The sequence below is a fragment of the Paenibacillus sp. FSL P2-0322 genome, from assembly GCF_037975315.1.
Classification (GTDB): domain Bacteria; phylum Bacillota; class Bacilli; order Paenibacillales; family Paenibacillaceae; genus Paenibacillus; species Paenibacillus polymyxa_B.
Genome location: NZ_CP150243.1, coordinates 4,327,253 through 4,351,899 on the forward strand (window position 1 = coordinate 4,327,253; position 24,647 = coordinate 4,351,899).

Sequence of the window (24,647 nt, forward strand, 5' to 3'; positions counted from 1 at the left end):
AACTATGGACAAACAAACGGTAATTTTAACGCTTGAGGAACTAGGCTTTGCCTTGACCGCACTGGGCGCAGAAGACATGGCTTCTGGTCTGCTCCAATCTTATTACGGGGAACTGACCGAAGATCGCTGGGAACTGCTTTTTCATGCCGCAACGCATAGCCTGATATCCAAGGGTTTGATGGAACAACGAGATGACGAGCAACAACAGCTTGAATTTGATGCGTTCATTGTTGAAATGCTAGCTCATCTGGTACAAAGTCGTCAGATGCTACGTGGCTACAAGGAGCAACAGGATAAGCAAAATACATTAACGATACACCATGGAAATGAACGTTTTCTGTATCATTTTTCCAGCCACAATGAACTCCATTTCTTTCGCTGGTCTTCCCCAGAAGACTGGCATCACGACATTGATCAATTGTTCGGCCTGCTTGCTTCGAACTTCAATGAGCACAGCCGATACGTCGATCTGACAGAAGAACAGTGGAATGAGTTAACCTCTTCCAGCTTCAGCATGCAGCAAATGACAACGTGGAAGCTTCATGAGTCCGCTCAGCAAATAATACAAGACTGGCGAGAGGATTTTGATCGTAATCAGTGTAGCCTAGATAATTTGAGCCAGATGATATACGCGGATACGGATGAAGATGGACCTTCCGTTACAAATCTACTATTTGTTCTTAAAGGAACGAATGATGTGTGGATCGTAAGAAATACAGAACTGGATATGCAGGCCACCCCATGTCTGCGTATTGAAAGTGTAACCGAAGCTGACTGGAGAGAACGAATAACTTATTTCATTCAGGAGTTTGTACGCGACGAGGCGGTATTCCGTGGATAAAATTGTATATCGAAGATCTTTGGCATTTTGGAAAGCCATGGGCAGCTTGATGTTTGTGCTGATTTGTCTGCTTTTGCTGCTGCTCATTTTTATCGACGAAGATATCTCAGCTCTACAAATCTTCTTCTTTATTACGTCCGCCATTGTCGGACTTCCTTTTTTCGGTAGCTATCTTGTGGTTTGTTTGAGCAGAACGCTTCGTAAGGATACCTATCTGTTCATTTTTGACGAGCACAGCATTTCCGATGGTATTCGAACTGTCCCATGGTCTGCAATCACTAAAGTCGAATTCGAAGGGGCCTCCATCCGCAAATGGTTGCGTCCTCGCTTTCCCGCCTTTATTTTTCATCTGAATGACCACAGCACCTGGGAAGTCAGCACCGATTATGTGTTGAACGATGTTGAGCTAAACCAAGCCGGGAAACAACTTCGAACTCTCATTAACCAGCATGGCAAGCCAAAGAAAAAACGTTCCTGAATAGTGCCATTGAATATGTCAAAGCTTGTCTCTATCATATGCAGCTACAAGAGCCACAACCACTGCTGCCGAGTTGGCCGCAGCCAAATCAAGATTGGAGTCAAAAGAATCCGCCGCTTCTACACCGGCAAGATCAGACAAAGAACGGACAGCCAAAAACGGAACACCAAACTGGTACGCAGTCTGAACGACCGCGGCCCCTTCCATATCCGTCACTTTCGCTTCAGGAAACTGGCTACGGATAAAATGGGCGCGCTCAGCCTGGGAGATGAAAGAGTCAGCCGTCGTAATCAATCCGTTGACGATCTGCCCCTCAATCCTGGTCTCCGCCAGCGCTTCTGTCGCAAAAGCAAGCAGCGCTGGATCGACAGGATAACTTGCCGGCATCTGTGGCACCTGTCCGTAGGTATAGCCGAACGCCGTTCCGTCCACATCGCTGTAAGTCAGCTCGGTCGCCACTACAACATCGCCAACATGCAGCGCTGGATCGAGCCCACCCGCAGACCCGGTATTAATGACAAGCTCCGGGCTAAATCGCTCAATCAGCAGCGCCGTAGTCGAGGCTGCGTTCGCTTTGCCAATTCCTGATTGCAGCAGAATAACCTCCTTGCCCTCAAGCTGGCCTGTATAAAAAATCCCGTTCGCAATCTGGGTCATCTTTATCCCTTCGATCTGCGCTTTCAAATCTGCTATTTCTTCCTCCATGGCTCCGATAATCGCTATACTCAAAGTTCTTCTCGCTCCCTCCATGAATTCCTTGTATTCCAGCTTATACTTGAAAAATACCCGTTGCTGCGATGCGCTGCACCGCCTCCAGCAGCCTTTCTTCACTGTTCACCAGACTGACCCGCACATAAGAAGCTCCCGCACGACCAAAGCCTTCTCCAGGGGCGACCGCAACATGTGCCTCGTCCAATAAAAAGTCTGCAAATGAAGCGGATGTGTAACCCTCTGGCACCTTGAACCAGGCAAAAAAAGACCCTTGGGGAACAGCTACATCCCAGCCAATACCTCGTAACGCTGCAATGAGAATATCACGGCGCCGCTCATATAACGCCGCGAGTTCCCGTACCGGTTCCTGCGTGCCCAGCAATGCCACAGCCCCCGCATCCTGTACCGCTCCAAAAACAGTGCTGTAGGCATGCGTATGATAATGCTTGAGCGCACCAATGATGGACGAATTTCCCACTGCAAAGCCGAAGCGCCATCCAGCCATGTTATACGTTTTGGAAGCCGTATACGTCTCGACGCCATATTCCTTGCCGCCGGGGATTTGCAATAAACTAATCGGCTTATGCCCGTCAAATCCAAGAGCACCGTAAGCAAAATCATTCATAACCGGAAACTGATATCGAGCGGCATAATCCAGCGTCTTTGTCAGAAAATCTGCAGTAGCTACTGCTCCAGTCGGATTGTTCGGATAATTAATCATGAGCAATTTGACCTGCTCTGCGATTTCTTCCGGCACGGTTGTATAATCAGGCAAGAAGCCATGCTTCTCATCAAGCGGAATCGTATGAATATGGGCTCTTGCCAGCGCAGCAGCGGAATAATATTGGGGATATGCCGGATCGGTGGTCAATAACCAATCACCGGGATTCAGCAGCGCCTGTGGAATCCCCATTACGCCTATGGCTGAGCCGTTGAATATGGCAACCTCCCGGTCAGGATCCAGCTCCACCTGATACTCCCGTTTATAGAACGCGGCGACAGCCTCCAGCGTGCTTTTTTTCCCATGAAAAGGTGGATAGCCCTGATTGATCGGTTGATCGACCGCTTCCTTCAAAGCGCTGATGATATGCGCCGGTGTTGGCTGATCCGGGTTGCCGGCTGCCAAATTGATTACATCTATTCCTTTGCTTTTATACAGATTCACTTTGTCATCCATTGCGCTAAAATAGTTGTCAGGCAGAGCCTTGACGAGATCAGAGGATGAAAAAATCACGTTCATCTCCACCTTTTATCCATAAGATACAGGCTGACAACGTCAGCCCGCAGAAGATAATACCCCATATTATTTGAAATAGCTTGGTAGCTTGTAGCCTTCATAAACAGGATTCGATTGGATGTACTTTTGGAATTCATCTGAATGATATCCTTCAATAATGTCTTTGACGAAGGGCTTATCCTTGTTCTTGTTGTCCACAGCTACCACGTTCGTGAACGGATCTGTCATATTTTCAAGCTTTAATGCCGAGGTCAGCTTTATTCCATTCGATACAGCAAAGTTCCCTTGTATAGCCGCAAAATCAACATCCTCTAGTGCACGTGGCCCCTGTGCCGGGTCGGTAGCAACAAATTGCAGATGATGCGGATTAGAGGTGACGTCATTCACCGAGGTTTGCAATGGATCGATTTTGTCCTTTAACGTAATCCAGCCTACTTCCTTCAAAATATTCAGCGCACGCAGCATATTGACTGGCTCGTTGGGCAGGTTGATTTGGGCTCCATCGCTGATTTCGTCAAGGCTGGTGTGCTTGCTGGAGTACAATCCCATTGGAGGAGTCGGGACCTGCACAGCACCAATCAGATCAATATTCTCCCGCTTATTCATAGAATCCAGGTAAAGCGAATGCTGGAACACATTAGCATCAATATCCCCCTTAGCCACGGCTACATTGGGCTGAACACCGTCTGTAAACTCTTTATATGTAATCGTATAGCCTTTCTTCTCCAAATATGGAGCCACACCATTCTTAAACTGATCGCTATATGGACCGGGATTAAAGCTGATATGCAGTGTTTTCTTTTCTTCACCCGCAGCGTTGCCCAACGTATTCTTGCTGCCGCAACCTGAAATAAAAAGCACGACTGCTCCCAGCAGCAATATAAATGAAATCCATGGTTTCTTCATTTTGATGTCTCCCCCTGCTCCTTGATATCATCTACTTTTGGTGAGTTAGAATGTTACAGTCGCTCAAAATACCAAGTAATTTGATGCGTTTTATAGATATTACAATGATTTTTTATTCACTGTCAACAACATTTAATTACGCATCTTCTGCATAGCAAAAAAGGGGGCACAACAGGAGATCCTCCTGAAAGCAAAACACTTCACAAGTTTGTCATATACTTCCGTTTTAAAAATACCCCATAGGGGTATTTTAAATATGTAATTAAAACCCTAAAGGAGCTGTAAATATGAGAATGCAATGGGCTTTGCTCGCTGGTGCAGTCATGATTATTTTGAGTGGGTGCGGGAACAGTAACATGTCGAACCAGGAGCACACGACAAACAGCAGTCAACAACACGACACATCGGATATGAACCATTCCACTTCCAGTGAGCTTCCTGCCGGACTAAAAGAAGCTGAAAATCCAGCCTTCAAAGTTGGTAGCCAAGCGACTATCCAAGCCGACCATATGGCAGGCATGAATGGGGCTACTGCCACGATTGTTGGTGCTTATACGACTACTGCTTATACAGTCTCATATACTCCAACCACTGGAGAAGAAAAAGTGAATAATCATAAGTGGGTTATTCATGAAGAGATTAAAGATGCAGGTAGCGAGCCCTATGCACCGGGCACAGAAATTATCCTTGGGGCAGATCATATGAAGGGGATGGATGGGGCTAAGGCTACCATTGATTCCGCCGAGCCAACGACTGTATATATGGTCGATTATACGCCGACTACAGGAGGAGAGCCTGTCAAAAATCATAAATGGGTGACGGAGAGTGAGCTTTCAGCCCATTAGAACTCTTACAACACAGGCGCTTATGATAGCAAAAGGGAGCCTTACATCGGCTCCCTTTATACGGCTTTATTTGAGTTTGGACAAACCTACTTTGCTAAATTCAGCTTGGCATCCTTGATGTCATACAAAGTCCCTTTGTTGGTTTCTACAAGCTTTTTCATTTGTTTGTTGGCTAGTCCATTCGCAGGCACGATTGCATTAAAAATAACACCATTTTTCTGTAATTGCTCGTTGATTTCATCTACTGAAAAACGGGCTTTACCCAGAGCTGTATTTTTATCATGAACTGGTGCATCTGTAATGAATATAATTGTTTTGGAATTAGAATTCTTGGGAAATTTACTTATAGCTAGCTGAATAGCCTCTAATCCCGATTCCTTCAAATCCCCGCCAGCGGAAGGGCGCAGCATATTCAAATTACCTTTTAACTTGTTTTTATCGGTCGTAAACTCCAAAAATTCTAAATCTTTATCTGCCTTCAGATTGATATCCCGAAATGCAACGACAGCAAATTGGGAACCTGCTGGAACGGAATCAACAAAGCCTTTCACCTTCTGTCTCACATAATCCAGCGTCCCTGTCATACTACTCGTAACATCTATGACGAACACAATATCCGTAGATTTGGAGAAGGTGGTGGATATCTTTTTCAGAATCGTTGGATTGGAATGTGATTCGGAAGCATCTTCATTTTCCTCCATTAATTGTTCACTTTCACTGGTTGTCAAAACCTGCGGTGGAGCAAGAAAAATCACAACGCTCTGAGCTGCAATATTCCATTTTACCTTCGCACCCAGCGCCTCACTTACAAAGCGAATAGGAACCATTACTTTGCCATTAATGAGTCTCGGCGCCGCATTGAGACGCACTAATTTACCGTTGATATAGGCATCTCTGGAGCCTACAGTTAACTTAATCGTTGTATTTCCCTTGGTTGCAGTAACGGTCTTGGTAGCTCCATCCCATTTCACTTTCGCCCCAAGCGCCTCAAAAACGGCACGAAATGGCACCAGCATACTTCCGCTAATAGAGGTCGCAGGCTGCTCATATTGTTGCAGTTTCCCGTCTATAAACACCTCAACCTGCTGAGCCTTGTTATTATTTATGGGAACAAATTGGGGTACAGATGCTGCCGAATTTCCCGACTGATCGATCATTTTGATATAAAAGTAGTATCCACCCGTAGATAAATTCAGGTTACTCAATGGGTAGCTAAATGTTGTTTCCGGATCGAACTGAATCCGTTTAATTAATTGAGCATCCGCATTTTTGACCATAACGTATGAAGTGTACGTGGGTTGAATATTTTTCATTTTCAAACGAACCGAAAATGACGTACCTGAAGAGTTGATTGTAAATGTACCCGGAAAATCTTCTCCAGACGGGATAGACAAAGGGATTTCCGGTGACTCATCCACCTCTTGGTCCACTTTAGGCTCCACGACAGGCTGGGTTACTTGAGGTTCAATGACTTTCGGTTCATCCACAGGTTGAGCAACCTCGGGTTCACTGGGAGTGGGAATCTCTTTTATATTGGTCTCCACCTCAGGCTGCGTTACTTTCGGCTCCTCAGCAAGTGGAGTTACTGTAGATTCATCGACTGACTGCACAGTCCCTTCCATAGTTGTAGCTATAGGAAACTCTATATGATTTTCTGATCCTGGCCCAGGTGCTGGTCGTGAATCCGCAATTGAAATTGTGGAGTTGGCATAATCGATCGTAAAGTCACCCGGAGGAATTTCAATATAGTTGCTATACAGACGAATTGGTGTATCAGGCTTAATCGTAAACGGGAGATCGAATTTAAACACTCTGTTTACTCCATTACCATCACCAAGGGTAAGCTTAAGCTTATCTCCATCTCTGAATACTGTCGAATTGGCAGCATGAACACTTTCTGTACACAAAGTGAACAACCCTACGAGTATCGTTAAAAACGAAAGTAGGAACATCATTCTTTTGAGCTTCATTCTTATTTCCCCTTTTGAATCTATAGTCTTGTCGGTAAATCATAGCATAGGGTTAGATGAAGTTCATGCCATCTGATTACAGTTATGGATATGCGAACTCACTTTTTCCATCATTCGCGCTCTGTTCATCTGTTCAATGTTCATATGTATCTCCTTGGCCCGCTTCTTCAACGTGGCATACGTAATATGGCCGCCTTCAGTGCTTTAGTGCCTTCTTCGCTTTTCAAATAATCCGACGGTGTTTCGTTGCCGAGTGCGGGGACTTTTCGATCCATCCAAGTCAGCAAATATTCCCCCATATCGGGCAGCAGCACAATCTGAATCTCCTTGGGAATTTTACTTTCGACCACTTTTGCTCTTATAGCCGGATCTACCTGTGCATACCGCTCCTGATAGATCTGAACCATGTTGGCCCAGTTCTCCGGCTTAAACTCTTTCAAATATATGTCTCTCATCTACGAACCCTCCTTAGGGCCTCAGACAACGCTTTTCATGCTGGAGCAACCATTCTTTTCTCCATAGCCCTCCTGCATAGCCCGTTAGTTTCTGATTGGAACCGATAATTCGGTGACATGGAATCACAATGCTCAGCTTATTTTTTCCATTAGCACTGCCTACGGCTCGGATCGCTTTTTCATTTCCAATAGCAAGAGCAATATCTTTATAAGCTGTCGTTTTACCGTACCCCACGGACACCAGAGCATTCCATACTTTTTGCTGAAAATCCGTACCTTCAAAGGCATAAGGAAACGTAAACTCAAAGCGCTCACCTTTAAAATACTCGTCAAGCTGGATAGCGCATTCCGCTAATACTTGGATTGGAACCTCTTCTATAGCCCTCGTTAAGAGCTCATTCCGATTAGAGAACATAATAGAATAGACAGCCTCATTTGTGCCCTGTATCTCTATCTCTCCAATCGGCGATACATACTTCAATACGTAAAGTTCACTCATAAAAGGATACGACCTCCTTCCTTTCCTATTCCTTACTCAACTTTCTATACTCACTAGGAGAACAATGGTTCAAGCTGCGAAACGCCTTATAGAAATGGGAGGGACTTTGGAAGCCCGTCTCATAGCAAATCTCAAGATTCGTAAGATTTGTACTTTTAAGAAGATAGGCTGCCTTATCTACTCTTATTTTTTCCAAATACGTACGCGGGGTTTCGGCGGTTTCCTGTTTAAAGATCCGATCCAAGTAAAAGGAGCTTATTCCGATATGGTCCGCAATATCCTGCAATACAAGTTTTTCCTTGTAATGATTGACCAAGAAGGTTACTACATTCTGCACAAGTCTGATATACGGCGAATGGTCTGTATGGGGCTGGCATCTTTTGCAAGCACGAAAACCCGCCTTTTCCACTTTGTCCAAATCAAAGTAAAACTCCACATTTATTTTCTTCGGCTTTTTGGATCGACAGGAAGGTCGGCAGTATATGCGGGTTGTTTTCACAGCGGTAAAAAACAACCCGTCATACTTACGATCACACGCTATAATTTTCTCCCACATTTCTTCAAAAGAAAGACTAAGGTTAGCCATGATCGAATGCTCTGTCCTTTCTATAGTTCATATTCATCTAGCTCAAGGATTTTGCAAAATCCTCATATAAATGTGATGTATCTTGAAGCTCTATCAACTGTTCTGCATTCTTTTGCAAAGCAACTATTATCTTATCAGAAAATGCATTTCCAAAGCTAAACCGTTTAACTCCTAACTGCTGAAGCTGGTGGACATTCGTCAGACCCGGCAGGGATAAAACATTAAGCGGAGCATGTATATGAAACACAACTTCCCTGATCTCTTCATCACGCTTTAATCCTGGAACAAAAATTCCGCTCGCACCACTATCCACATACGCTTTGGCCCGCTCTATGGTCTCTGAAAGTGGGGCATCCATCTGCAAATATGTATCCGTTCTTGCGTTTATAAAAAACTTTTTAAACCCACGCGTATCCAATGCTGTTCTTATTTTGGACAACAGGTTACTGTGCAGGCCCACTTCTCGAAGTCCCTTTTTCGTTTTCAAAGAATCCTCAATATTAATCCCTGCAACTCCCACATCGGCTATCCTTAAAATATGCTCAACAATCGTTGCCGTATCCTCCCCATATCCTGCTTCAATATCTGCCGACACTGGAATCTGAACATGCTCAGCAATCGTCCGAATAATGCTTACATGCTGGTCAAAATCAATAAGCTCTCCATCTGAGAATCCAAGCGTATTGGCAATTCCCCAGCTCGTCGTACCTATCGCCTTAAAACCTGCCTTCTCCAGAGCCACCGCAGATAGCATATCCCAGGCGTTCCCTAAAAATAAAAGTTCCTCTGATGTGTGAAGTGCATGAAACTGATGAATTTTGTTCATAAATATAGCCTCCTGATATGTGATGTAACTCATTTTATCAAGAGGCTATCTTTGTTTCGTCCTCATTCTTGCACTTATGGTCTGTAGGAATCTAGGAACAACTAGGTCCATTTATTCACATATAAATCATAATTTTTGAAAAAAACGGTTATTTAAGCTCTATTCAATCATATTCTTCTTATCTATACTCTTGCTAAATCAATTCGAGTTAGATGCAAATCTACGCTTTTAGCTTTTAGCCTTTCACAATTACATTATTATAGGAGGAGTTATATGTATAAAATAAGCAATAAGCTCATTTCCAATAAAACAAAGTTTCTTATGATCTTGCTAAGCTTTACTGTAATTGCTTCTTTCTCTAGCTTGTCGGGCCCACCTGCCAAGGCTTTTGCTAAAGAGAATGGAACTCCAGTACAGAAAACGATCGATTTAAATGAGGGCTTCGACAACTCAAATGAAGCTAGTATAGAGCCATTATCCCTTACCAGCGAAGCAGCTACTAGCCAAGAAGCGGTTACAGCTATTGATCATGATGCTAATTTCTCACCTTCAACACTTCAGTTTCTGAAGGCTAATACAGGACTCGACGGTGAGCAATGGGATAATATTATGAAGCTAGTGAACAAACCAGAGCAAGATTCTTTGAAATGGACTGAATTCTATGGATATGCTGAAGATATCGGCGATAATCGCGGATACACCATTGGTATCTTTGGAGCAACAACAGGCGGTTCAAATGATACGGGACCCGATGGTCCGGACTTATTCAAAGCTTTTGATGCTGCTAGTGGAGCTAGTAACCCTTCCATTGCAGGTGGATTAACACGTGCTGGCCTGAAGGGGAAAATGAGTGGTTCGATTTTAAAGCTCAGCGATAGCGATAGTGTTATCAAGAAGAAGATCAACGCTCTCCAAAACAATGAAGCTTGGAGAGAAGCCATGTGGCGTACGTTCTATGACACCTATATCGAATATAGTGTACAGCAAGCACAGAAACGCGGATTTAATACTGCTCTGACGATTGGTTCATTTGTCGACACAGCACTCAATCAAGGCGCTACTGGTGATTCAGGTAGTCTTGAAGGAATCCTCTCACGTTCAGGCAGTAGTACGAATGAGAAGAAGTTCATGACTAGCTTCTATGCTAAGCGTACATTGGTTGTCGATACCAACGATTATAACCAACCTCCCAATGGTAAGAATCGTGTGAAACAATGGAGCTCTCTCTTAGCTTCTGGCGAAACAGATCTTAAGAACGCAGATGCAGCTGTGATCAAAGCAACGAATTGGGAACTGAAGTAAATATAATATACGTCATGAGGAGGGCATATCGTATGTCCTCCTTTATCTATTTTTTATGAACATTGAGTTGGTGTTGACTGCTAACAACATCCCATTCTCCCATACAGTTCCTCTCATCATTCGAGTATGTAGGTCGCGTGTACAAATAGAGAGACTGTCCCAAAAGCCCGAAAGTTGCAAGCTCCTGAAACAGTCTTGTAAAATGGTTTATGAAGTCGAAATAAGGCCGTTAGATGATTCGATAGCCAGATGGCAGTCTACCGCTACTGCGGATATTACGGATTTGCTGCAACGTCAAACGTTGATTGGTAGAGATAATAGATTCCACATCATTCCCGCGAATCAGATCATCCAGGTCGGCGATGTTGCGATTGCCTCTAAACACACGGAAGTTACCTCTAAACCGCGTGCCAGTAAAGAGTACAAGTGTAGCATTGCTGCTAGTAGAAAAGAAACGCAAACTTTCGATGCCGTTGAGAATGTTATCGGTATTACGAATGCCTAGGTTTCCTCTGAATACTCTCCTGGAACCCCGAAAATTTTCTTCGTTGTAGACTGTAAGACGTGGATACGTTTGAGATACATATGCTTTGTTGTCCATGTTGTAATTCCTCCTTTCAACTTTATCTTATGCTTCACCATCCGATTGGCGCGGGCCTCGCAGCATCCATCTAAAAATAGTTATGTGATTGAATAGAGCAGATGCAGACTTGAAAAAGGAACATATGTTCTGTATAATCTAGCTTAGCAATTTGGAAAATCCTGAACTAACGGAGATGCGGACATGGACGATAAATTTATTGAGGAACTACGTGAAATTAGCAGAAACGACAAGCGAAGATCCGAATTTCTTATTAAGGGTATGAAGGAAACACTTCAGGAAAGAAAAGAAAAAAACTTTATCGAAAGATGGATTTGGCGACAAAAAAATAAGAAGCTTATAGCGCGGAAGTTTAAATCCTAGTAGATATAACAACTGAATCTTCATAGATTTCTACTTTTTGTTTAGGTCATAGCTCATTTTTAGGAGGCAGAGTCATGATTGAGCTACTAGTCTCAAACGACGATATATTAAATCAAAATCAATTTTTGGCTGATGAAGTTCGATACAATTTGATCCATCGAATTTGTGAGTCAGAAGAGTCAACATGCCTCAAAACGTCCGATAAAAATATGATCTTTGCTCAATCACCCGGACATAAGGCTTGGCTATGGATCTCACAACAAATCACAGATGATTATAAATTGACCTATATAGAAGAACTCTTACGTTATTTAAAAGGAACCACCCTATACCCCGCCTAATTTGCGAAAGAAAGGTTTTGCCAGCGCAATGGTATCCGAGCTATGTTGCATTTTGGAAAATGAGCATTTAGTACCCATGCTATATGCAGATTTAAAAAATTCGGTTTCCAATCAAGTTTATAATAATATCGGCTTTGAGGAAGGCGGCAAAATCACTGATATTGCGTTTGAATAAGCCTTCCTACTGCAAGAGAGCATGTTATTGCTCATTCAAATCAAAGAAGGCCGCAATGTCACCTTCATCACTGGGCCTCCTCTTCACTTATCTATACACTTTACTCCGTAACACCCACTTGTGTTTGAACTGAGGATCTTCGTGTAAGTAAATACGTAGCCACAATAGCGATACCAACCCCTGCTGCTCCAAACCAGGTGATGGAAGACAGCGAAACCTGACCAACAACTACACCGCCAATTCCGGCTCCGGCTGCCATAGCAAACTGCATTGTAGATTGATTGAGACTCAGCATCACACCGGAAGATTCAGGCACAAGTGTGACCAGATTATATTGTTGAGTAGGTCCAGTTGTCCAGGCTGCGAACGACCAAAGGATCAATAAAGCAAATACTGCGATCAGGGAATGAGCGGCAAAAGGAAGCAAGAGTAAGGAAATACCGTGCAACACCATACCCCCTAATAATGTAAAGGGTGTACCCTTTTTATCCGCACTGTACCCACCAATTTTTGACCCGATTAGACTGGCAATTCCGAAGGCGAGCAATACTGAGCTTAGCATATCCTCTCCTACACCTGATACATTCAGCAAATACGGTGAGATGTAAGTATACGCGAGTGAATAACCACCTAGCCAAAAGAAGGTAATGCCTAATCCCAAAGCAACTTCAGGCTTTTTCAGAAGAGCAAACTGTTGTAGTAAGGGGACAGGTCGATCTCCTTTTAAGCGGGGAATTGTCATAGATATAACAATTAGGGCAATAATCCCTGTCAACGCGATGCCGAGAAATACGGTTTTCCAGCCATATGCAGAAGATATCATTCTCCCAAGCGGCACCCCAATAATCAGCGAGGCTGTAAAACCCATAGTAACCGTAGCAATAGAACTGGCCTGCTTGCCGGCTGGGGCAATTTTCGCAGCAATGCTCAGTGCTGTAACCACGACCATCCCCGCCCCGAGGGCCATAAGAATACGTGCGGCGATAAACATTCCAAAACCCGGCAGAACAAAGGAGAGGACATTGGCTACTGCAAATAATCCGAGGGAACTCAAGAGCAGCTTGCGTCTGTCCCATTTAGCGGTTACTGCCATCAGGATCGGCGTGCCAATCGCGTAAGCAAGGGAAAAGACTGTAATCAGCTGGCCCGCTGCGGACACCGTAATCCCCATGGTTGTTGCAATCTGATCCAAAACGCCTGAGATAATGTATTCGGATGTGCCTACCAAAAAACTAACAATTGCCAAAATATACACTTTCCATGTACTCTGCATTTTCTAGTAACGCCTCTTTCTTTTTATATTTTTATATTTTTACAAATATCGAAATTAAGACTAAAAAAATTTATGTTATTAAGAACGGGGCATATTTCTGCGCTGCTTCCACATCCAAGCTGTAATAAATAAACGTCCCCTCTTTACGGTATGTGAGCAACCCCGACTCTGCCATTTGCTTCAGATGGTGCGATAGCGTTGAAATAGCTACACTGTTCAGCTTCTCGCCCAGCACAGAGCAGCATTGGTCGCTTTCCTCTTTTAGCAGAAGTGCTATCTTGAGACGAGTCGGTTCTCCAAGTGCTTTATATATTTTTACAGCCTGCTGCATCTCTGTTGTATCTTTCACCCTGTTCGGCTCCCTTCTGTTCCAGTCTTAATTTCGATGTTTGTCGAAATAAAATTATCACAAACATTTGTAAAAGTAAATACGTTTATTATAAAGGTACAGCTATTTTACACTCTGTGGTGTAAATGATGTTCTTTCTCATCCGATAAATAACCCCCCATCCATAAAGGATGGAGGGAAAAATGATCTGAGTAGAGAGAGAGTCATGGATGCCATGGCGTTAATTCGGGCTTGCCGTGGGTCTGACAATAATTTCATTAACATCTACATCTGCTGGCTGCTCCATGGCATACAGAATGGAACGGGCAATGGCATCAGGCGAAATCGAAATACGACGGTACTCTTTCATTCCTTGCCGGGCCTCTTCATCTGAAATACTGTCAGCAAGCTCAGATTCGGTTACTCCTGGCGATACCAGCGTCACACGAATATCTCCCCCCACCTCCAAACGCAATCCTTCAGAGATCGCCCGAACCGCATACTTCGTTGCGCAATACACCGCTGCAGTTGGGGTTACACTATACGCGCCAATAGAGGCGATATTGATAAACTGACCAAATCCTTGCTTTTTCATAATCGGAAGCCCTGCCGCAATCCCATGCAGAACGCCCCGTATATTTACATCAATCATGCGATCCCATTCCTCTACCTTCAGGGCTTCTAATTTTGAAAGAGGCATCACTCCCGCATTGTTCAAAATGACATCCACACGCCCAAATGTTTTTTCCGCGTACTTAATGAACGCTTCCATCTGGTCCCTCTTAGTCACATCCAGTTGCTGATAATCAGCCGATCCACCTTTAGAACGAATCTCAGATGTCAGAGCCTCTAGTCGCTCTGTGCGTCTGGCCCCTAATATTACATGAGCCCCATGGTGAGCAAGTAAACGGGCAGTAGCTTCACCGATCCCACTGCTTGCCCCCGTAATAGCTACGACTTTCCCTTTAATATCCAACATTCTTATTCCTCCTCTAGTTAAAAATATCACTGAAACAGATTACTTTTTTACTTCCCTGTAAAAAACCATCCCTGCATGATACAAAACACCATTTTTGAATACACCATCTGCCGTAAATCCGGTGTCGTCCACATATTCGATATAGTCATCTTCTAAGATATAGCTGCCTGTATAGGCACTTTGTCTCTGACCCCGTGCTTCATCATAACGGCCATTAGGCAAGAGTTCGTGACGGATATTTCCGTCTTCAGTTACCCACATCCCTATATAGGGATGCTGCGAAGCGTGTACACTTTTTTCCGCTTTGTTACTCTCCATGACTCCCACTCCTTTGTACTTCTATTTTTTTCTCAATTGCTCATTAGGTGTTGTATCTGCATCTTATTATGAGAGGAATGTCCATCAGCCCGGTAGAAGAATCAGAGCAAATTATTGCCTAATCCTCCAAAGCCCCTTAATATGTAATAAACTACTGAAAATGAAAACGGGCTACGTTGCAAAGAAGGGATGTGTCATGATGGGGGCAACCAAAATAGAAGGTTCTACCATGGAAAAACAAGCCGAGTTGGCAAGGCTTATAGAACGATTTTCAAATCAGGACGGAGTTCTCACTACAGCCATACCTTCGCTTCATTTCGTCCGAAGTTCAAATACAACCGTACCGATACATCAAGTCCATGAACCTGCTTTATGTATTGTGGCACAAGGCAGAAAAGTCGTGATGCTCGCAGAGGAAAGTTACCATTACGGCACATCCGATTACCTTGTTGTGTCGGTGGATTTGCCGATTTCCGGGCAGGTCATTCAAGCGTCAGCAGAAGCTCCTTATTTGTGCCTCCGGCTCAATTTTGATCCGCATCAGGTTTTGGACCTGATCAAGGAATCTGCTTTTCCCACAAGCCCAATGCCTGATTCCAGACGAGGCTTGTATGTAAGCCAAACTAACTCTCTACTGCTGGATGCCGTGGTAAGGCTAGTGCATCTTTTGGAAAACCCGCAAGATGTTCCGGTGCTGGCTCCATTAGTCATTCGTGAGATACTGTATAGGATTTTACAGGGGAATCAGGGGGAATCCTTAAAACAACTGGTCATGACCGGCAGCCATTCCAACCGGATCGCAGAAGTCATAAAGCGGATTAAGCAGGATTATGATAAGCCGTTACGTATTGAGGAATTGTCCAAACTAGCGAATATGAGTCCTTCGTCACTACATCGTCATTTTAAAGAGGTTACGGCTATGAGCCCAATGCAATATCAAAAACAATTACGTCTACAAGAGTCCCGCCGCTTGTTGTTATCTGAATCAGCGGATGCGGCAGATGTCGGTTTTCAGGTAGGCTACGAGAGTCCCTCACAATTCAGCCGCGAATACGCCCGCTTGTTCGGCCTGCCTCCAATTAGTGATATTAAACGCTTGCGCTCAGATCAGGATCACCAGACCACTTGAACCCATTGTTAGATGAACATCTGAAACCAATGGTTCTACTAACGTTTATGCCAATCATAAATGCCAGGATGTAAAAAACAGCACAAAACAGCCGCTCCTCCGGTAGAGACGCGGCTGTTCAATATATTCCTCTATGCATGTGGTCATCACTATTTGAGCATCAATACGGATTATCCAGCTTGACGAACAAGGCTCGGATGACATCCTTCTCTGCCGTAGTAAGCTTTTGTCCTGCCTGCCATTGTTGAATCTCTTTCTTGACTTCCTTGGGTTCTCTATAGCTGAGAGCATACCCGATGCTTCCTATACCTTGTGTGCGGTTGGTTTTGTCCATATTTGCCAATGCTCGAGTCATCGCAGTTCTATCTCTTGTAAACAAATCTCCCATAAGACCAGCATAGCTTTCGCTTAAAGCTCCATCCAATCCGTCAGAAGCCTGAATCAGATTTGCAAAGCTTTCCGATGGAATAAAAGCGCGCTGCCTATACAGATATTCGATAATTTCCAAGCTTTGATGTTCTTTGATTTCGTTTATCTTTCCCCATTGGATTCCTGCTAAATGGTCCGTCATATGACGGACTTTTGCTTCATCACTGAGGGATGAATCTTTATAAAAGGACAGCACTAGCTCCTCTTTACTTTGCTGGGTGTGCTGCGTATTGGCTACAGTTTGCTTGGACTCCCCATTGTTTGCCCCGGACGGCGCCGCAGTTTCAGCATCCTGTCCCACTGGATGGGGAGTGCACCCTATGGTTACAGCCAGCAATAGTGCAGTACAAGCTACAGAAACGAACCCATTACCTTTTAACATGAATCCACTCTCCTGTCTGAACAAACAATGGTCGTTATAATTGCCCAAAATCCACTCATACCCTACTACTCATCACGCCCTACCGTAGGCTTACGGATCACAGAGACGCTCGATTCCCTCACGATCAGGCGAGGCTCGAATTGCACACGCTCATAATCCCCAGGTGTCTGTTCCTGAATCCGCTTGAGCAGCAGCTCCGCAGCCAACCGTGCCACCTCTTCTCCCATGATGGAAACTGAGCTGATCTGAGGGGTCGTTACCATAGCCCACAGATTGTTATCAATACCGACTACAGCAACCTCATCTGGCACTTTTACACCCAAATCCTTAAATCGATTGACGATCCCTATCGCCACCATATCGTTAACCGCATAAATAGCATCCGGCATATGTTTCAAGCTGTAAAAATAATCGGCTGCGCGCAGCCCTGTCTCAAAGGAGAAATCATCGCCAAAATAAACGAGTGAAGGGTCCACATGCTGGAGAGACTGCTCATAAGCGAAGTATCTTTCCTCGATTTTGTCCTTCGCAGCACCTGCATAGGCAATTCTTGTTCTGCCGATTTTAAGCAAATGCTCCATCACGAGTCTTCCCTCTTGCCGGGCCAGACTGACGATATCCGCTTTGACATCTTCGCCCAGCTTCTTGCCATAGTTAATAATGGACACGGGAACGCTGGCTTTGTTAATCAGATCTACCAACATTTTGGGATACGCCAGCGGCATAATGATGAGCCCGTCGACATGCAGCTTCTTGACCTCACGAACAGTTTCAAGCTCCATTCTGGCATTCCCGGCGGTATTGATTTGCACGACCCGGTAACCATGCTGCTTGGCAGCCTGCTCTACGGACCAAGCGATCTCTGGAATAATCGCGTTACGAATATCTGGCACGGCCAGTGCGATTTGTCGTGTCTGACGAACTTTCAAGCTCTGAGCCGAGGTGTTGGGCGTAAACCCCATCTCTTCAATCACTTGCAAAATTAAGGCTTTCGTTCTCGGGCTGATGCCCTCACTATCATTAATAGCTCTGGAGACAGTCGCAATACCGACTCCTGCCCGCTTGGCTACATCCTCTATGGTTACTTTCTTTTGATCTGTCACGCCCAAAATCCTTTCAAGAACGGAATCGTTTTCTGACTTTCTAAAATAAAGTCTTAATGCTGATATTATACCACAGAATGAGTGTCTAAAATTTGAAGTCGTTTTCTTCTTGTCTTTGCTTCACCTAAAAAATTCGCAAAATCTCTTTGTATAAAAGTAATGAGCCAAATATAGCACTGTAGTCACAAGTGATTATATTCACAAAAAAATCAAGTGCTTTTTGCATTAAATTGGTTTGACAATGTGTAAAAATTGTGACATATTATTTTTCGGAAACGTTTCCTAATTCATTTACTTTTATAGAGGCAATGATCATATATTCGTCAAGGAGATGACAGACATGCAAGCATTGAGATGGCATGGAGTAAAAGACTTACGATTGGAAAACATTGAGCAGCCCGCTGCTCTGGCAGGAAAAGTAAAAATCAAAGTAGAATGGTGCGGCATTTGCGGAAGTGATCTTCACGAATATGTAGCAGGACCGATCTTCATTCCCCAAGATGCTCAGCATCCATTGACTGGCGAAAAAGCGCCGATCGTAATGGGACATGAATTCTCTGGACAAGTCGTCGAAATCGGTGAAGGTGTAACCAAGATTCAGGTTGGCGACCGTGTAGTTGTAGAACCGGTTTTTGCATGTGGAGAATGTGATGCATGTAAACAAGGCAAATATAATCTTTGCGATAAAATGGGCTTCCTCGGCCTGGCAGGCGGCGGCGGTGGATTTTCTGAATATGTCGCAGCTGACGAGCACATGGTTCACAAAATTCCAGAAAGCGTATCTTTCGAGCAAGGCGCATTGGTAGAGCCTTCGGCCGTTGCTTTGTATGCTGTTCGTCAAAGCCAACTGAAAGTCGGCGACAAAGCTGTAGTATTTGGCGCTGGTCCTATCGGCTTGCTGGTTATTGAAGCGTTGAAAGCTTCGGGCGCATCTGAGATTTATGCAGTAGAGCTTTCCGAGGAACGCAAAGCTAAAGCTGAAGAGCTGGGTGCTATTGTGCTTGATCCTAAGACTTATGATGTGGTGGAAGAACTGCACAAACGGACTAACGGCGGTGTAGATGTAGCCTATGAAGTCACTGGAGTACCTCCTGTACTGACTCAAGCTATTGAATCTACTAAAATTAGCGGACAAATCATGATCGTCAGCATTTTTGAAAAAGAAGCTCCGATCAAGCCTAACAATATCGTTATGAAGGAACGCAATCTGACTGGTATTATCGGCTACCGTGATGTATTCCCAGCTGTCATCAGCCTGATGGAAAAAGGTTATTTCCCTGCCGACAAGCTGGTTACCAAACGTATTAAGCTCGAAGAAGTGATTGAGCAAGGTTTTGAAGGACTCCTGAAAGAGAAAAATCAGGTTAAAATCCTGGTATCTCCGCAAGCCTAATTTAGAAAACAAACCAGATGTCTGCTCTGTGCAGACATCTTTTTATAAAAAAACGCTCTCCTTCCTGCGACATGCTGTCGTCAAGATGAGTAGCGTTTTTTGATTACCATTTGGATTACTTAGTTACATTTTTCAGAACATCGTCAATCATTTGACTGTTTGCAATTGTACCTGTATACAACCAGCTGGAATCCTTACCAAAATCGTATACGTGGCCTTCTTTAACGGCTGGGATTCCCGCCCATACAGGATCTTTTACAATATCTTCTTTACTTACATTTTTGCTATTCACGATAAAGATATAATCCGCATCCAGCTCGGCCAGCTTCTCCAGCGATAAATTACTCCAGTTCGCCTTAGCCGTTTTGGAAATCTCCTGTACGACTTGTGGAATCTTGAATCCCAAATCCTTATACAATACATCACCGCTGGATAGATTCTGGTTTACGACATACACGTTTTTATCCGTTACCCATAAAGCCGCCGCAGTTTTTTGTCCCACCGTCTGACCCAGCTTGGCTTTAGCCTCTGCTGCTTTTTTGTCGTAGTTGCTCAATGCCTGCTTAGCTTCATTGCTCTTATTCAGCACCTCACCCACGGTCAGCAGCTCTTCACGCCAATCATTGTTCATATTACTGCCTACCACGTAGGTTGGAGCAATTTTAGAGTATTGATTATATTTGTCGCCTTCCACCATGCTCGCACTGTCCATAATGATCAAATCAGGCTTGAAGTTCAGAACCGCCTCAAACGGAAGATCTGAAGCAATGGTAGGAACGTCCTTCAGTTCTTTTTGCAGGTAACCTTGAACTGAATTTTTGCCTACCGACCATTGGGCTACGGGTTTAACACCTAGGGCCACTAGATGATCCTCCAGATAAGAAGCGATCACACGCTGAGGCTGAGCCGGAACCTTCACCTCATGCCCAAGTGCATCCTTCAGCACCCTTTCCTGTGATGTTGGTTCCGCTGATGTATTATTGTTCCCTTGGGAAGCGCCATCGGTTGCCGCAGGACTGGATGTGCCTGAGCACGCGCTGAGCAGCAGGGTAAAACTAAGCAATAAAATAAATGCCATGGAATGCTTTGCGTTTCTATTCATTCGTAAAATCCCTTCATCATGATTTTGATAATGATTATTATCCTCAATAACAGTATGCAGGGCGCCACTTGCCGAATCAATGGAACATTCGGACATGCTTAATGGATTATCCAGACTGGTATCTCTCACAAAAGCAGATGAATATAGGCTGTCCCGGTAATGAACCGGGGATACACCCGTATATTTTTTGAATGCCCGGCTAAAGAAATAGACATCCGGGTACCCCACACTGACAGCGATATCCTGTAAAGTAGCATCCGTCTTCCGCAAAAGCTCCTTAGCCTTGTCCATTCGCAGTTGAATTAAGTACATAATCGGGCTACAATCCGTTTGTTTTTTAAATAACCGAGTCAGATGTCTCGGACTGCATTCCAACAATCCGGCCAAACGTTCGAGCGTTATGGACTCCGCGTAATGATCCTGCATAAATCGAATCGCCTGTGTCACGATATCCCGCCCAGAAGTTCGAGCCTTCGGTTCTTGCAATTGCCGCATACATTCATATGCAAAATCATAGAACCGACCCTGAGCCTGAATCTTGGATAGCGCCTCATGATCCTGCCATGCGTACTCCAGTAGTTGCAGCTTTTGGTACAGTATAACCGGATAAGGCGGTACAAAACCATGAGCTATCGAAGGATGATTATACATCGTGTGTCCCGATAGAGAAGTCGCTTTATATAGTACAAGGATATATTCTATCCCGTATTGCGAGGGTTTCATATTCAGTTCAAAGCCTTTGCTGCCATGCAGTACGTACCCTGAATGTGGCGTATCCTTCCAATCACCATCCAAACGCACGCTACCCTGCAATACAAATACAAAAGCCTGCGCTGGAAGACGATACGGTTGAAGCAACGCTTCCGGCTCCAGTCGAATATGCCGGACATCCATGACACGGATCGACGAATGAAGCCATAGGGACAGCAGTTTGTTTAACTCATCAGCTTCATGTCCCTTGCTCATCCCGGTATGGGAACCTGCCTGCTTTTGTCGATCCTGCTTCACGTATCAAAGCCTCCGCTTCATAAATATCATACTTTTTTTCCACACCAACCTTATTATATATCATCTTTTACTGCGTCTACTATGAGACAAATATTCCTGCACGAAACAAGGTGAATATACCATTTCCATGGTACAATTTGTATAAATACAAGATTTAAAATACATAGGGGGTTTGACAGCATGAGCGGTCCCAACATTGCATTGAGTACAGGAGCTAATGCACCATTCGGTAAGGAAGATACGGTGCGGGTCACCATTACATGGAAGCATGCACCTGCCGAACTGGATGTTAGCTGTTTTATGGTAGGAGCAGACGGAAAGGTTTCCTCAGATGACTACTTCATTTTTTACAATCAACCCGCTGACCCGCACGGCCATGTACGGTTACAGCGTCCAAATGACAGAACCACTGAGTTTACTGTAGCGCTCCAGGAACTGGAACGAACCGGAGTGGAAAAATGTGTGTTTGCGGCCACACTGGACGGCCCGGGTACTTTTGCCGATGTGGTCGGCTGCTCACTTACTGCTCAAGGCAAGCAATCCCATATCACCTACAGTATCACCGAAGCCACCAAAGAAACGTCACTCGTATTCGCTGAAATATACCGCCATACGTCTGGCTTCAAGCTTCGCGCAGTTGGGCGTGGTTTCAATGGAGGACTAAAGCCGCTCGCCGAAGCTCATGGTGTCACCGTAGAGGAAACGGAATCGCCAGCAGCACCGTCAGCGGATAAAGCCGGCGTGAAGGAGCCTTCTCCTGTGAATGGAAGAATTAATCTGCTTAAACAGAAGGTACAAATTTCACTCCAAAAGAAGCAGATAGACCGTGAAAAAGCACGAGTAGCGGTTGTATTCGATGCTTCTGTTTCTATGTTCAAATTGTACACGGGTGGGACGGTGCAAAAAGCCTGCGAACGTGTGTTGGCTGTAGCCGCCTGTATGGATGACAATGGTGAAATGGATGTATGGTTTTTTGCAGACAAAGCCAAGCGTGCTCCAAGCGTCACAGAGAGGAATTTCGAGAATTACATTCATAGGAATTATGCTGAGCCTAGTGAAGATAGTGAGCTGGGGTGGGGCAATAACGAGCCGGAAGTCATGAAGGATATCATACTTAAATACACAAAGGAAGATCCCAACGATATAATCCCGACCTACATTATCTTTTTCAGTGATGGAGGTATTTATGAACAGAAAAAAATAGAACAGCTGCTGATTAAAAGCTCAAGCACTCCGATTTTCTGGCAATTTGTTGGTCTTGGTAATGCTGATTTTGGAGTCCTTCAAAAGTTGGATAATCTGCGTGGTCTCGTAGTGGATAATGCAGATTTCTTTGCCTTGGATGACATTGAGTCCGTGACAGACGCAGAATTGTACGACCGTCTGCTGAATGAGTTTCCTGGTTGGCTCAAGCAAGTGCGGGCTAAAGGAATATTGCGGAGCTAATTCTTCACCGCAATGCGATACTCCTACATGATCACTTAAATATCCGCCGAGCAGAACAATAAAGGCAGAATGACCGCAGATAGAGCAATCATCAGCGCCAGCATGCTGCCTCTGTTTTCCTCAGTTTGTTCTCTAGCGATTTCAATCTCCCTACCAGATCCTATTTATTTCATTTCCTAATTGGATATTTTCATGTAGTATAAGTCTAATTGAAGTAACCCTGTTTGGGCCATGCTGAAGCTATACACTAATATGAAGGAGGATTTCATATTGAAATCAAATGAAGCAACTTTGCACAAAAAGCTGCTCCCACGGCACATTACCTTTATGGCTATGGGTGGAGTTATCGGAACGGGAATTTTTAAAGGAAGTACCGAAACGATTAGCTTGGCGGGACCTGGAGTTATTTTATCCTATGTCTTCGCAGGACTCTTGCTCTTAGTCGTTATGGGCGCAATTGCCGAGATGGCTACCGTCTACCCCAACATGAATATGAAGGATTTTATTCGCAAAGCTTTTGGAGAACGACTGTCCTTTATTATCGGCTGGTTGTATTGCTTTATGTGGCTGGCCGTCTGTATCATTGAGGTCATTGCTGCGGGGAGCTTCCTGCAATATTGGTTGCCAGATGTTCCTCTATGGGTACTCAGTTTAGTGAGTGCGGCTTTCATTATTGTCGTCAACATGCTGAGTGTCGGCGGTTTTGGGGAGCTGGAATTTTGGCTTGCGGGTATTAAGATTGCCATGATTATTATCTTCATCGCCTTGGGTGGCTGTATACTATTCGGGATTATTCCCACTGAAACTCCACCTTATCTAAGCAACTACGCGCAGCACGGCGGATTTCTACCTAATGGCTGGTTAGCTATCTTTTCAGCGCTGCTGGTCGTTACCTTTTCATACGGAGGGTCCGAGCTGATTGGACTGACGTTGACGGAGACAGAAAATCCGGAAAAGGTACTACCTAGAGTGGTTAAAAGCTTTATTCTTCGCGTTGTTTTGTTCTATACGTTGCCCATTCTCATCATTTGTGGCTTGATTCCATGGAACCAACTGGATGCGAATACCAGCCCGTTTGTACAGGTATTGTCTTCTGTAGGGCTTCAAGGCTCGGCTCATGTTATGAACTTTATTCTGATCACTGCTGTACTGTCTGCCGCCAATTCGGGAATTTACGGGGCTACACGTATGCTGCATTCGCTGGCTATCAATGGAGAAGGTCCCAAATCACTCGCCCGCTTATCTTCAAACGGGGTTCCGGTAAATAGTCTCAAATTGTGCGCTGTAGTCCTGATTGTCGGTTCCATGGTTGCTTATGTCGCTCAGGACGGGCTGTTCCGTATTTTAATGGCTGTACCTGGCTTCGTCGTGCTGCTCGTCTGGAGCTGCATTTGTCTGTCCCAATTGAAATTGCGCAAATCTTATCCAGTGGAGCCTACTTTCAAGATATGGGGATTCCCTTATGTAACGGCGGTTACAGTGGGATGCCTATGGGTCATTGCGTTTCTATTCTTGCTTGACCCGCAAAATCGCATTAGCATTAGCGTATGCGTGGCTTTCATGGCATTTCTGGTCATCTGGTCTTTGGTGAAGTTCCGGAGAAAGCAGGCGTAAGTAGCAC

Annotated in this window: 26 protein-coding genes; 10 read left to right on the plus strand and 16 right to left on the minus strand. The window is 44.5% G+C overall.

Annotated features, from left to right (window positions below; all coding sequences use genetic code 11):
- The first annotated feature begins 4 nt into the window (after positions 1 to 4).
- Together MKY24_RS19035 and MKY24_RS19040 are read left to right on the plus strand one after the other, a co-directional pair.
- Positions 5 to 841 (plus strand): hypothetical protein, encoded by an 837-nt coding sequence (locus tag MKY24_RS19035; RefSeq protein WP_053325888.1) that lies wholly within the window; start codon positions 5 to 7, stop codon positions 839 to 841.
- Entirely contained in the window at positions 834 to 1,319 is a 486-nt protein-coding gene (locus MKY24_RS19040) for a DUF5381 family protein (protein WP_023989721.1), read from the plus strand. The genes MKY24_RS19035 and MKY24_RS19040 overlap by 8 nt, the downstream gene beginning before the upstream one ends.
- An 18-nt stretch (positions 1,320 to 1,337) precedes the next feature.
- On the opposite strand, the gene MKY24_RS19045 is transcribed toward MKY24_RS19040, so the two are convergent.
- The 3 genes from MKY24_RS19045 to MKY24_RS19055 all read right to left on the minus strand — a co-directional run bounded on the left by MKY24_RS19045 (position 1,338) and on the right by MKY24_RS19055 (position 4,173).
- Complete coding sequence (locus MKY24_RS19045) at positions 1,338 to 2,048, minus strand: 5'-methylthioadenosine/adenosylhomocysteine nucleosidase (RefSeq protein ID WP_013311357.1); 711 nt, start codon at positions 2,046 to 2,048, stop codon at positions 1,338 to 1,340.
- A 40-nt stretch (positions 2,049 to 2,088) separates the two neighbouring features.
- The gene (locus tag MKY24_RS19050; RefSeq protein ID WP_081365969.1) at positions 2,089 to 3,264 is read right to left on the minus strand and encodes an aminotransferase class I/II-fold pyridoxal phosphate-dependent enzyme; all 1,176 of its coding nucleotides are present in this window, start codon (positions 3,262 to 3,264) and stop codon (positions 2,089 to 2,091) included.
- Positions 3,265 to 3,333: 69 nt separating this feature from the next.
- Positions 3,334 to 4,173: a MetQ/NlpA family ABC transporter substrate-binding protein gene (locus MKY24_RS19055; protein ID WP_071558422.1), complete on the minus strand. Its 840-nt coding sequence runs from the start codon at positions 4,171 to 4,173 to the stop codon at positions 3,334 to 3,336.
- Positions 4,174 to 4,460: 287 nt separating this feature from the next.
- On the opposite strand from MKY24_RS19055, the gene MKY24_RS19060 reads away from it, so the two are divergent.
- Positions 4,461 to 5,018, plus strand: coding sequence for a YdhK family protein (locus tag MKY24_RS19060; RefSeq protein WP_339200636.1), 558 nt, complete (start codon positions 4,461 to 4,463; stop codon positions 5,016 to 5,018).
- 86 nt (positions 5,019 to 5,104) lie between these two features.
- On the opposite strand, the gene MKY24_RS19065 is transcribed toward MKY24_RS19060, so the two are convergent.
- The 5 genes from MKY24_RS19065 to MKY24_RS19085 all read right to left on the minus strand — a co-directional run bounded on the left by MKY24_RS19065 (position 5,105) and on the right by MKY24_RS19085 (position 9,354).
- Complete coding sequence (locus MKY24_RS19065; protein ID WP_339200637.1) at positions 5,105 to 6,988, minus strand: stalk domain-containing protein; 1,884 nt, start codon at positions 6,986 to 6,988, stop codon at positions 5,105 to 5,107.
- A gap of 167 nt (positions 6,989 to 7,155) precedes the next feature.
- Positions 7,156 to 7,443: an antitoxin Xre/MbcA/ParS toxin-binding domain-containing protein gene (locus MKY24_RS19070; RefSeq protein WP_023989726.1), complete on the minus strand. Its 288-nt coding sequence runs from the start codon at positions 7,441 to 7,443 to the stop codon at positions 7,156 to 7,158.
- Between the two features lie 13 nt (positions 7,444 to 7,456).
- On the minus strand, positions 7,457 to 7,942 hold the full coding sequence (locus MKY24_RS19075; RefSeq protein WP_023989727.1) for a methylated-DNA--[protein]-cysteine S-methyltransferase: 486 nt from the start codon (positions 7,940 to 7,942) through the stop codon (positions 7,457 to 7,459).
- Positions 7,943 to 7,967: 25 nt separating this feature from the next.
- Positions 7,968 to 8,528, minus strand: a complete 561-nt coding sequence (locus MKY24_RS19080) for an Ada metal-binding domain-containing protein (protein WP_023989728.1) — start codon at positions 8,526 to 8,528, stop codon at positions 7,968 to 7,970.
- Positions 8,529 to 8,565: 37 nt separating this feature from the next.
- The gene (locus MKY24_RS19085) at positions 8,566 to 9,354 is read right to left on the minus strand and encodes an isocitrate lyase/phosphoenolpyruvate mutase family protein (protein ID WP_339200640.1); all 789 of its coding nucleotides are present in this window, start codon (positions 9,352 to 9,354) and stop codon (positions 8,566 to 8,568) included.
- 273 nt (positions 9,355 to 9,627) lie between these two features.
- Between MKY24_RS19085 and MKY24_RS19090 the strand changes: the two genes are divergently transcribed.
- Positions 9,628 to 10,656, plus strand: a complete 1,029-nt coding sequence (locus MKY24_RS19090) for a chitosanase (protein WP_339200642.1) — start codon at positions 9,628 to 9,630, stop codon at positions 10,654 to 10,656.
- A gap of 229 nt (positions 10,657 to 10,885) precedes the next feature.
- On the opposite strand, the gene MKY24_RS19095 is transcribed toward MKY24_RS19090, so the two are convergent.
- Complete coding sequence (locus tag MKY24_RS19095; RefSeq protein ID WP_023989731.1) at positions 10,886 to 11,257, minus strand: hypothetical protein; 372 nt, start codon at positions 11,255 to 11,257, stop codon at positions 10,886 to 10,888.
- A 437-nt stretch (positions 11,258 to 11,694) separates the two neighbouring features.
- Here MKY24_RS19095 and MKY24_RS19100 point away from each other — a divergent pair, with 437 nt between their 5' ends.
- On the plus strand, positions 11,695 to 11,961 hold the full coding sequence (locus MKY24_RS19100) for a hypothetical protein (RefSeq protein WP_023989732.1): 267 nt from the start codon (positions 11,695 to 11,697) through the stop codon (positions 11,959 to 11,961).
- A 28-nt stretch (positions 11,962 to 11,989) separates the two neighbouring features.
- Positions 11,990 to 12,136: a hypothetical protein gene (locus MKY24_RS19105; RefSeq protein ID WP_254347592.1), complete on the plus strand. Its 147-nt coding sequence runs from the start codon at positions 11,990 to 11,992 to the stop codon at positions 12,134 to 12,136.
- Between the two features lie 100 nt (positions 12,137 to 12,236).
- Here MKY24_RS19105 and MKY24_RS19110 read toward each other — a convergent pair whose 3' ends face one another.
- From MKY24_RS19110 to MKY24_RS19125, 4 genes are all read right to left on the minus strand, one after another.
- Positions 12,237 to 13,409 carry an MFS transporter gene (locus MKY24_RS19110; protein WP_339200643.1) on the minus strand — a complete coding sequence of 391 codons (1,173 nt, stop codon included), beginning with the start codon at positions 13,407 to 13,409 and terminating at the stop codon, positions 12,237 to 12,239.
- A gap of 70 nt (positions 13,410 to 13,479) precedes the next feature.
- Positions 13,480 to 13,758 (minus strand): metalloregulator ArsR/SmtB family transcription factor, encoded by a 279-nt coding sequence (locus MKY24_RS19115; protein WP_013311367.1) that lies wholly within the window; start codon positions 13,756 to 13,758, stop codon positions 13,480 to 13,482.
- A gap of 220 nt (positions 13,759 to 13,978) precedes the next feature.
- Entirely contained in the window at positions 13,979 to 14,716 is a 738-nt protein-coding gene (locus MKY24_RS19120; protein WP_028542250.1) for an SDR family oxidoreductase, read from the minus strand.
- Between the two features lie 39 nt (positions 14,717 to 14,755).
- Positions 14,756 to 15,034: an Atu4866 domain-containing protein gene (locus tag MKY24_RS19125; protein ID WP_013311369.1), complete on the minus strand. Its 279-nt coding sequence runs from the start codon at positions 15,032 to 15,034 to the stop codon at positions 14,756 to 14,758.
- Positions 15,035 to 15,233: 199 nt separating this feature from the next.
- Here MKY24_RS19125 and MKY24_RS19130 point away from each other — a divergent pair, with 199 nt between their 5' ends.
- Positions 15,234 to 16,163: an AraC family transcriptional regulator gene (locus MKY24_RS19130; RefSeq protein ID WP_069081184.1), complete on the plus strand. Its 930-nt coding sequence runs from the start codon at positions 15,234 to 15,236 to the stop codon at positions 16,161 to 16,163.
- A 160-nt stretch (positions 16,164 to 16,323) separates the two neighbouring features.
- Here the strand turns inward: MKY24_RS19130 and MKY24_RS19135 are convergent, their stop codons facing one another.
- Positions 16,324 to 16,974, minus strand: a complete 651-nt coding sequence (locus MKY24_RS19135; protein ID WP_023989738.1) for a hypothetical protein — start codon at positions 16,972 to 16,974, stop codon at positions 16,324 to 16,326.
- Positions 16,975 to 17,039: 65 nt separating this feature from the next.
- On the minus strand, positions 17,040 to 18,077 hold the full coding sequence (locus MKY24_RS19140; protein WP_023989739.1) for a LacI family DNA-binding transcriptional regulator: 1,038 nt from the start codon (positions 18,075 to 18,077) through the stop codon (positions 17,040 to 17,042).
- Positions 18,078 to 18,417: 340 nt separating this feature from the next.
- Between MKY24_RS19140 and MKY24_RS19145 the strand changes: the two genes are divergently transcribed.
- Positions 18,418 to 19,470 carry a 2,3-butanediol dehydrogenase gene (locus tag MKY24_RS19145; RefSeq protein WP_023989740.1) on the plus strand — a complete coding sequence of 351 codons (1,053 nt, stop codon included), beginning with the start codon at positions 18,418 to 18,420 and terminating at the stop codon, positions 19,468 to 19,470.
- A gap of 115 nt (positions 19,471 to 19,585) precedes the next feature.
- Here MKY24_RS19145 and MKY24_RS19150 read toward each other — a convergent pair whose 3' ends face one another.
- Positions 19,586 to 21,580 (minus strand): AraC family transcriptional regulator, encoded by a 1,995-nt coding sequence (locus MKY24_RS19150; protein WP_339200646.1) that lies wholly within the window; start codon positions 21,578 to 21,580, stop codon positions 19,586 to 19,588.
- A gap of 180 nt (positions 21,581 to 21,760) precedes the next feature.
- On the opposite strand from MKY24_RS19150, the gene MKY24_RS19155 reads away from it, so the two are divergent.
- Positions 21,761 to 23,026 (plus strand): VWA domain-containing protein, encoded by a 1,266-nt coding sequence (locus MKY24_RS19155; protein ID WP_071558415.1) that lies wholly within the window; start codon positions 21,761 to 21,763, stop codon positions 23,024 to 23,026.
- Between the two features lie 270 nt (positions 23,027 to 23,296).
- The gene (locus MKY24_RS19160) at positions 23,297 to 24,640 is read left to right on the plus strand and encodes an amino acid permease (protein ID WP_028542243.1); all 1,344 of its coding nucleotides are present in this window, start codon (positions 23,297 to 23,299) and stop codon (positions 24,638 to 24,640) included.
- Positions 24,641 to 24,647: the final 7 nt, after the last annotated feature.

Bases quoted from the DNA above. Each gene is read 5' to 3' on its own strand.
- MKY24_RS19035 (WP_053325888.1), top strand. From the start codon at position 5: ATGGACAAACAAACGGTAATTTTAACGCTTGAGGAACTAGGCTTTGCC.
- MKY24_RS19055 (WP_071558422.1), bottom strand. From the start codon at position 4,173: ATGAAGAAACCATGGATTTCATTTATATTGCTGCTGGGAGCAGTCGTG.
- MKY24_RS19060 (WP_339200636.1), top strand. From the start codon at position 4,461: ATGAGAATGCAATGGGCTTTGCTCGCTGGTGCAGTCATGATTATTTTG.
- MKY24_RS19065 (WP_339200637.1), bottom strand. From the start codon at position 6,988: ATGAAGCTCAAAAGAATGATGTTCCTACTTTCGTTTTTAACGATACTC.
- MKY24_RS19070 (WP_023989726.1), bottom strand. From the start codon at position 7,443: ATGAGAGACATATATTTGAAAGAGTTTAAGCCGGAGAACTGGGCCAAC.
- MKY24_RS19075 (WP_023989727.1), bottom strand. From the start codon at position 7,942: ATGAGTGAACTTTACGTATTGAAGTATGTATCGCCGATTGGAGAGATA.
- MKY24_RS19080 (WP_023989728.1), bottom strand. From the start codon at position 8,528: ATGGCTAACCTTAGTCTTTCTTTTGAAGAAATGTGGGAGAAAATTATA.
- MKY24_RS19085 (WP_339200640.1), bottom strand. From the start codon at position 9,354: ATGAACAAAATTCATCAGTTTCATGCACTTCACACATCAGAGGAACTT.
- MKY24_RS19090 (WP_339200642.1), top strand. From the start codon at position 9,628: ATGTATAAAATAAGCAATAAGCTCATTTCCAATAAAACAAAGTTTCTT.
- MKY24_RS19095 (WP_023989731.1), bottom strand. From the start codon at position 11,257: ATGGACAACAAAGCATATGTATCTCAAACGTATCCACGTCTTACAGTC.
- MKY24_RS19100 (WP_023989732.1), top strand. From the start codon at position 11,695: ATGATTGAGCTACTAGTCTCAAACGACGATATATTAAATCAAAATCAA.
- MKY24_RS19105 (WP_254347592.1), top strand. From the start codon at position 11,990: ATGGTATCCGAGCTATGTTGCATTTTGGAAAATGAGCATTTAGTACCC.
- MKY24_RS19110 (WP_339200643.1), bottom strand. From the start codon at position 13,409: ATGCAGAGTACATGGAAAGTGTATATTTTGGCAATTGTTAGTTTTTTG.
- MKY24_RS19120 (WP_028542250.1), bottom strand. From the start codon at position 14,716: ATGTTGGATATTAAAGGGAAAGTCGTAGCTATTACGGGGGCAAGCAGT.
- MKY24_RS19125 (WP_013311369.1), bottom strand. From the start codon at position 15,034: ATGGAGAGTAACAAAGCGGAAAAAAGTGTACACGCTTCGCAGCATCCC.
- MKY24_RS19130 (WP_069081184.1), top strand. From the start codon at position 15,234: ATGGGGGCAACCAAAATAGAAGGTTCTACCATGGAAAAACAAGCCGAG.
- MKY24_RS19135 (WP_023989738.1), bottom strand. From the start codon at position 16,974: ATGTTAAAAGGTAATGGGTTCGTTTCTGTAGCTTGTACTGCACTATTG.
- MKY24_RS19145 (WP_023989740.1), top strand. From the start codon at position 18,418: ATGCAAGCATTGAGATGGCATGGAGTAAAAGACTTACGATTGGAAAAC.
- MKY24_RS19155 (WP_071558415.1), top strand. From the start codon at position 21,761: ATGAGCGGTCCCAACATTGCATTGAGTACAGGAGCTAATGCACCATTC.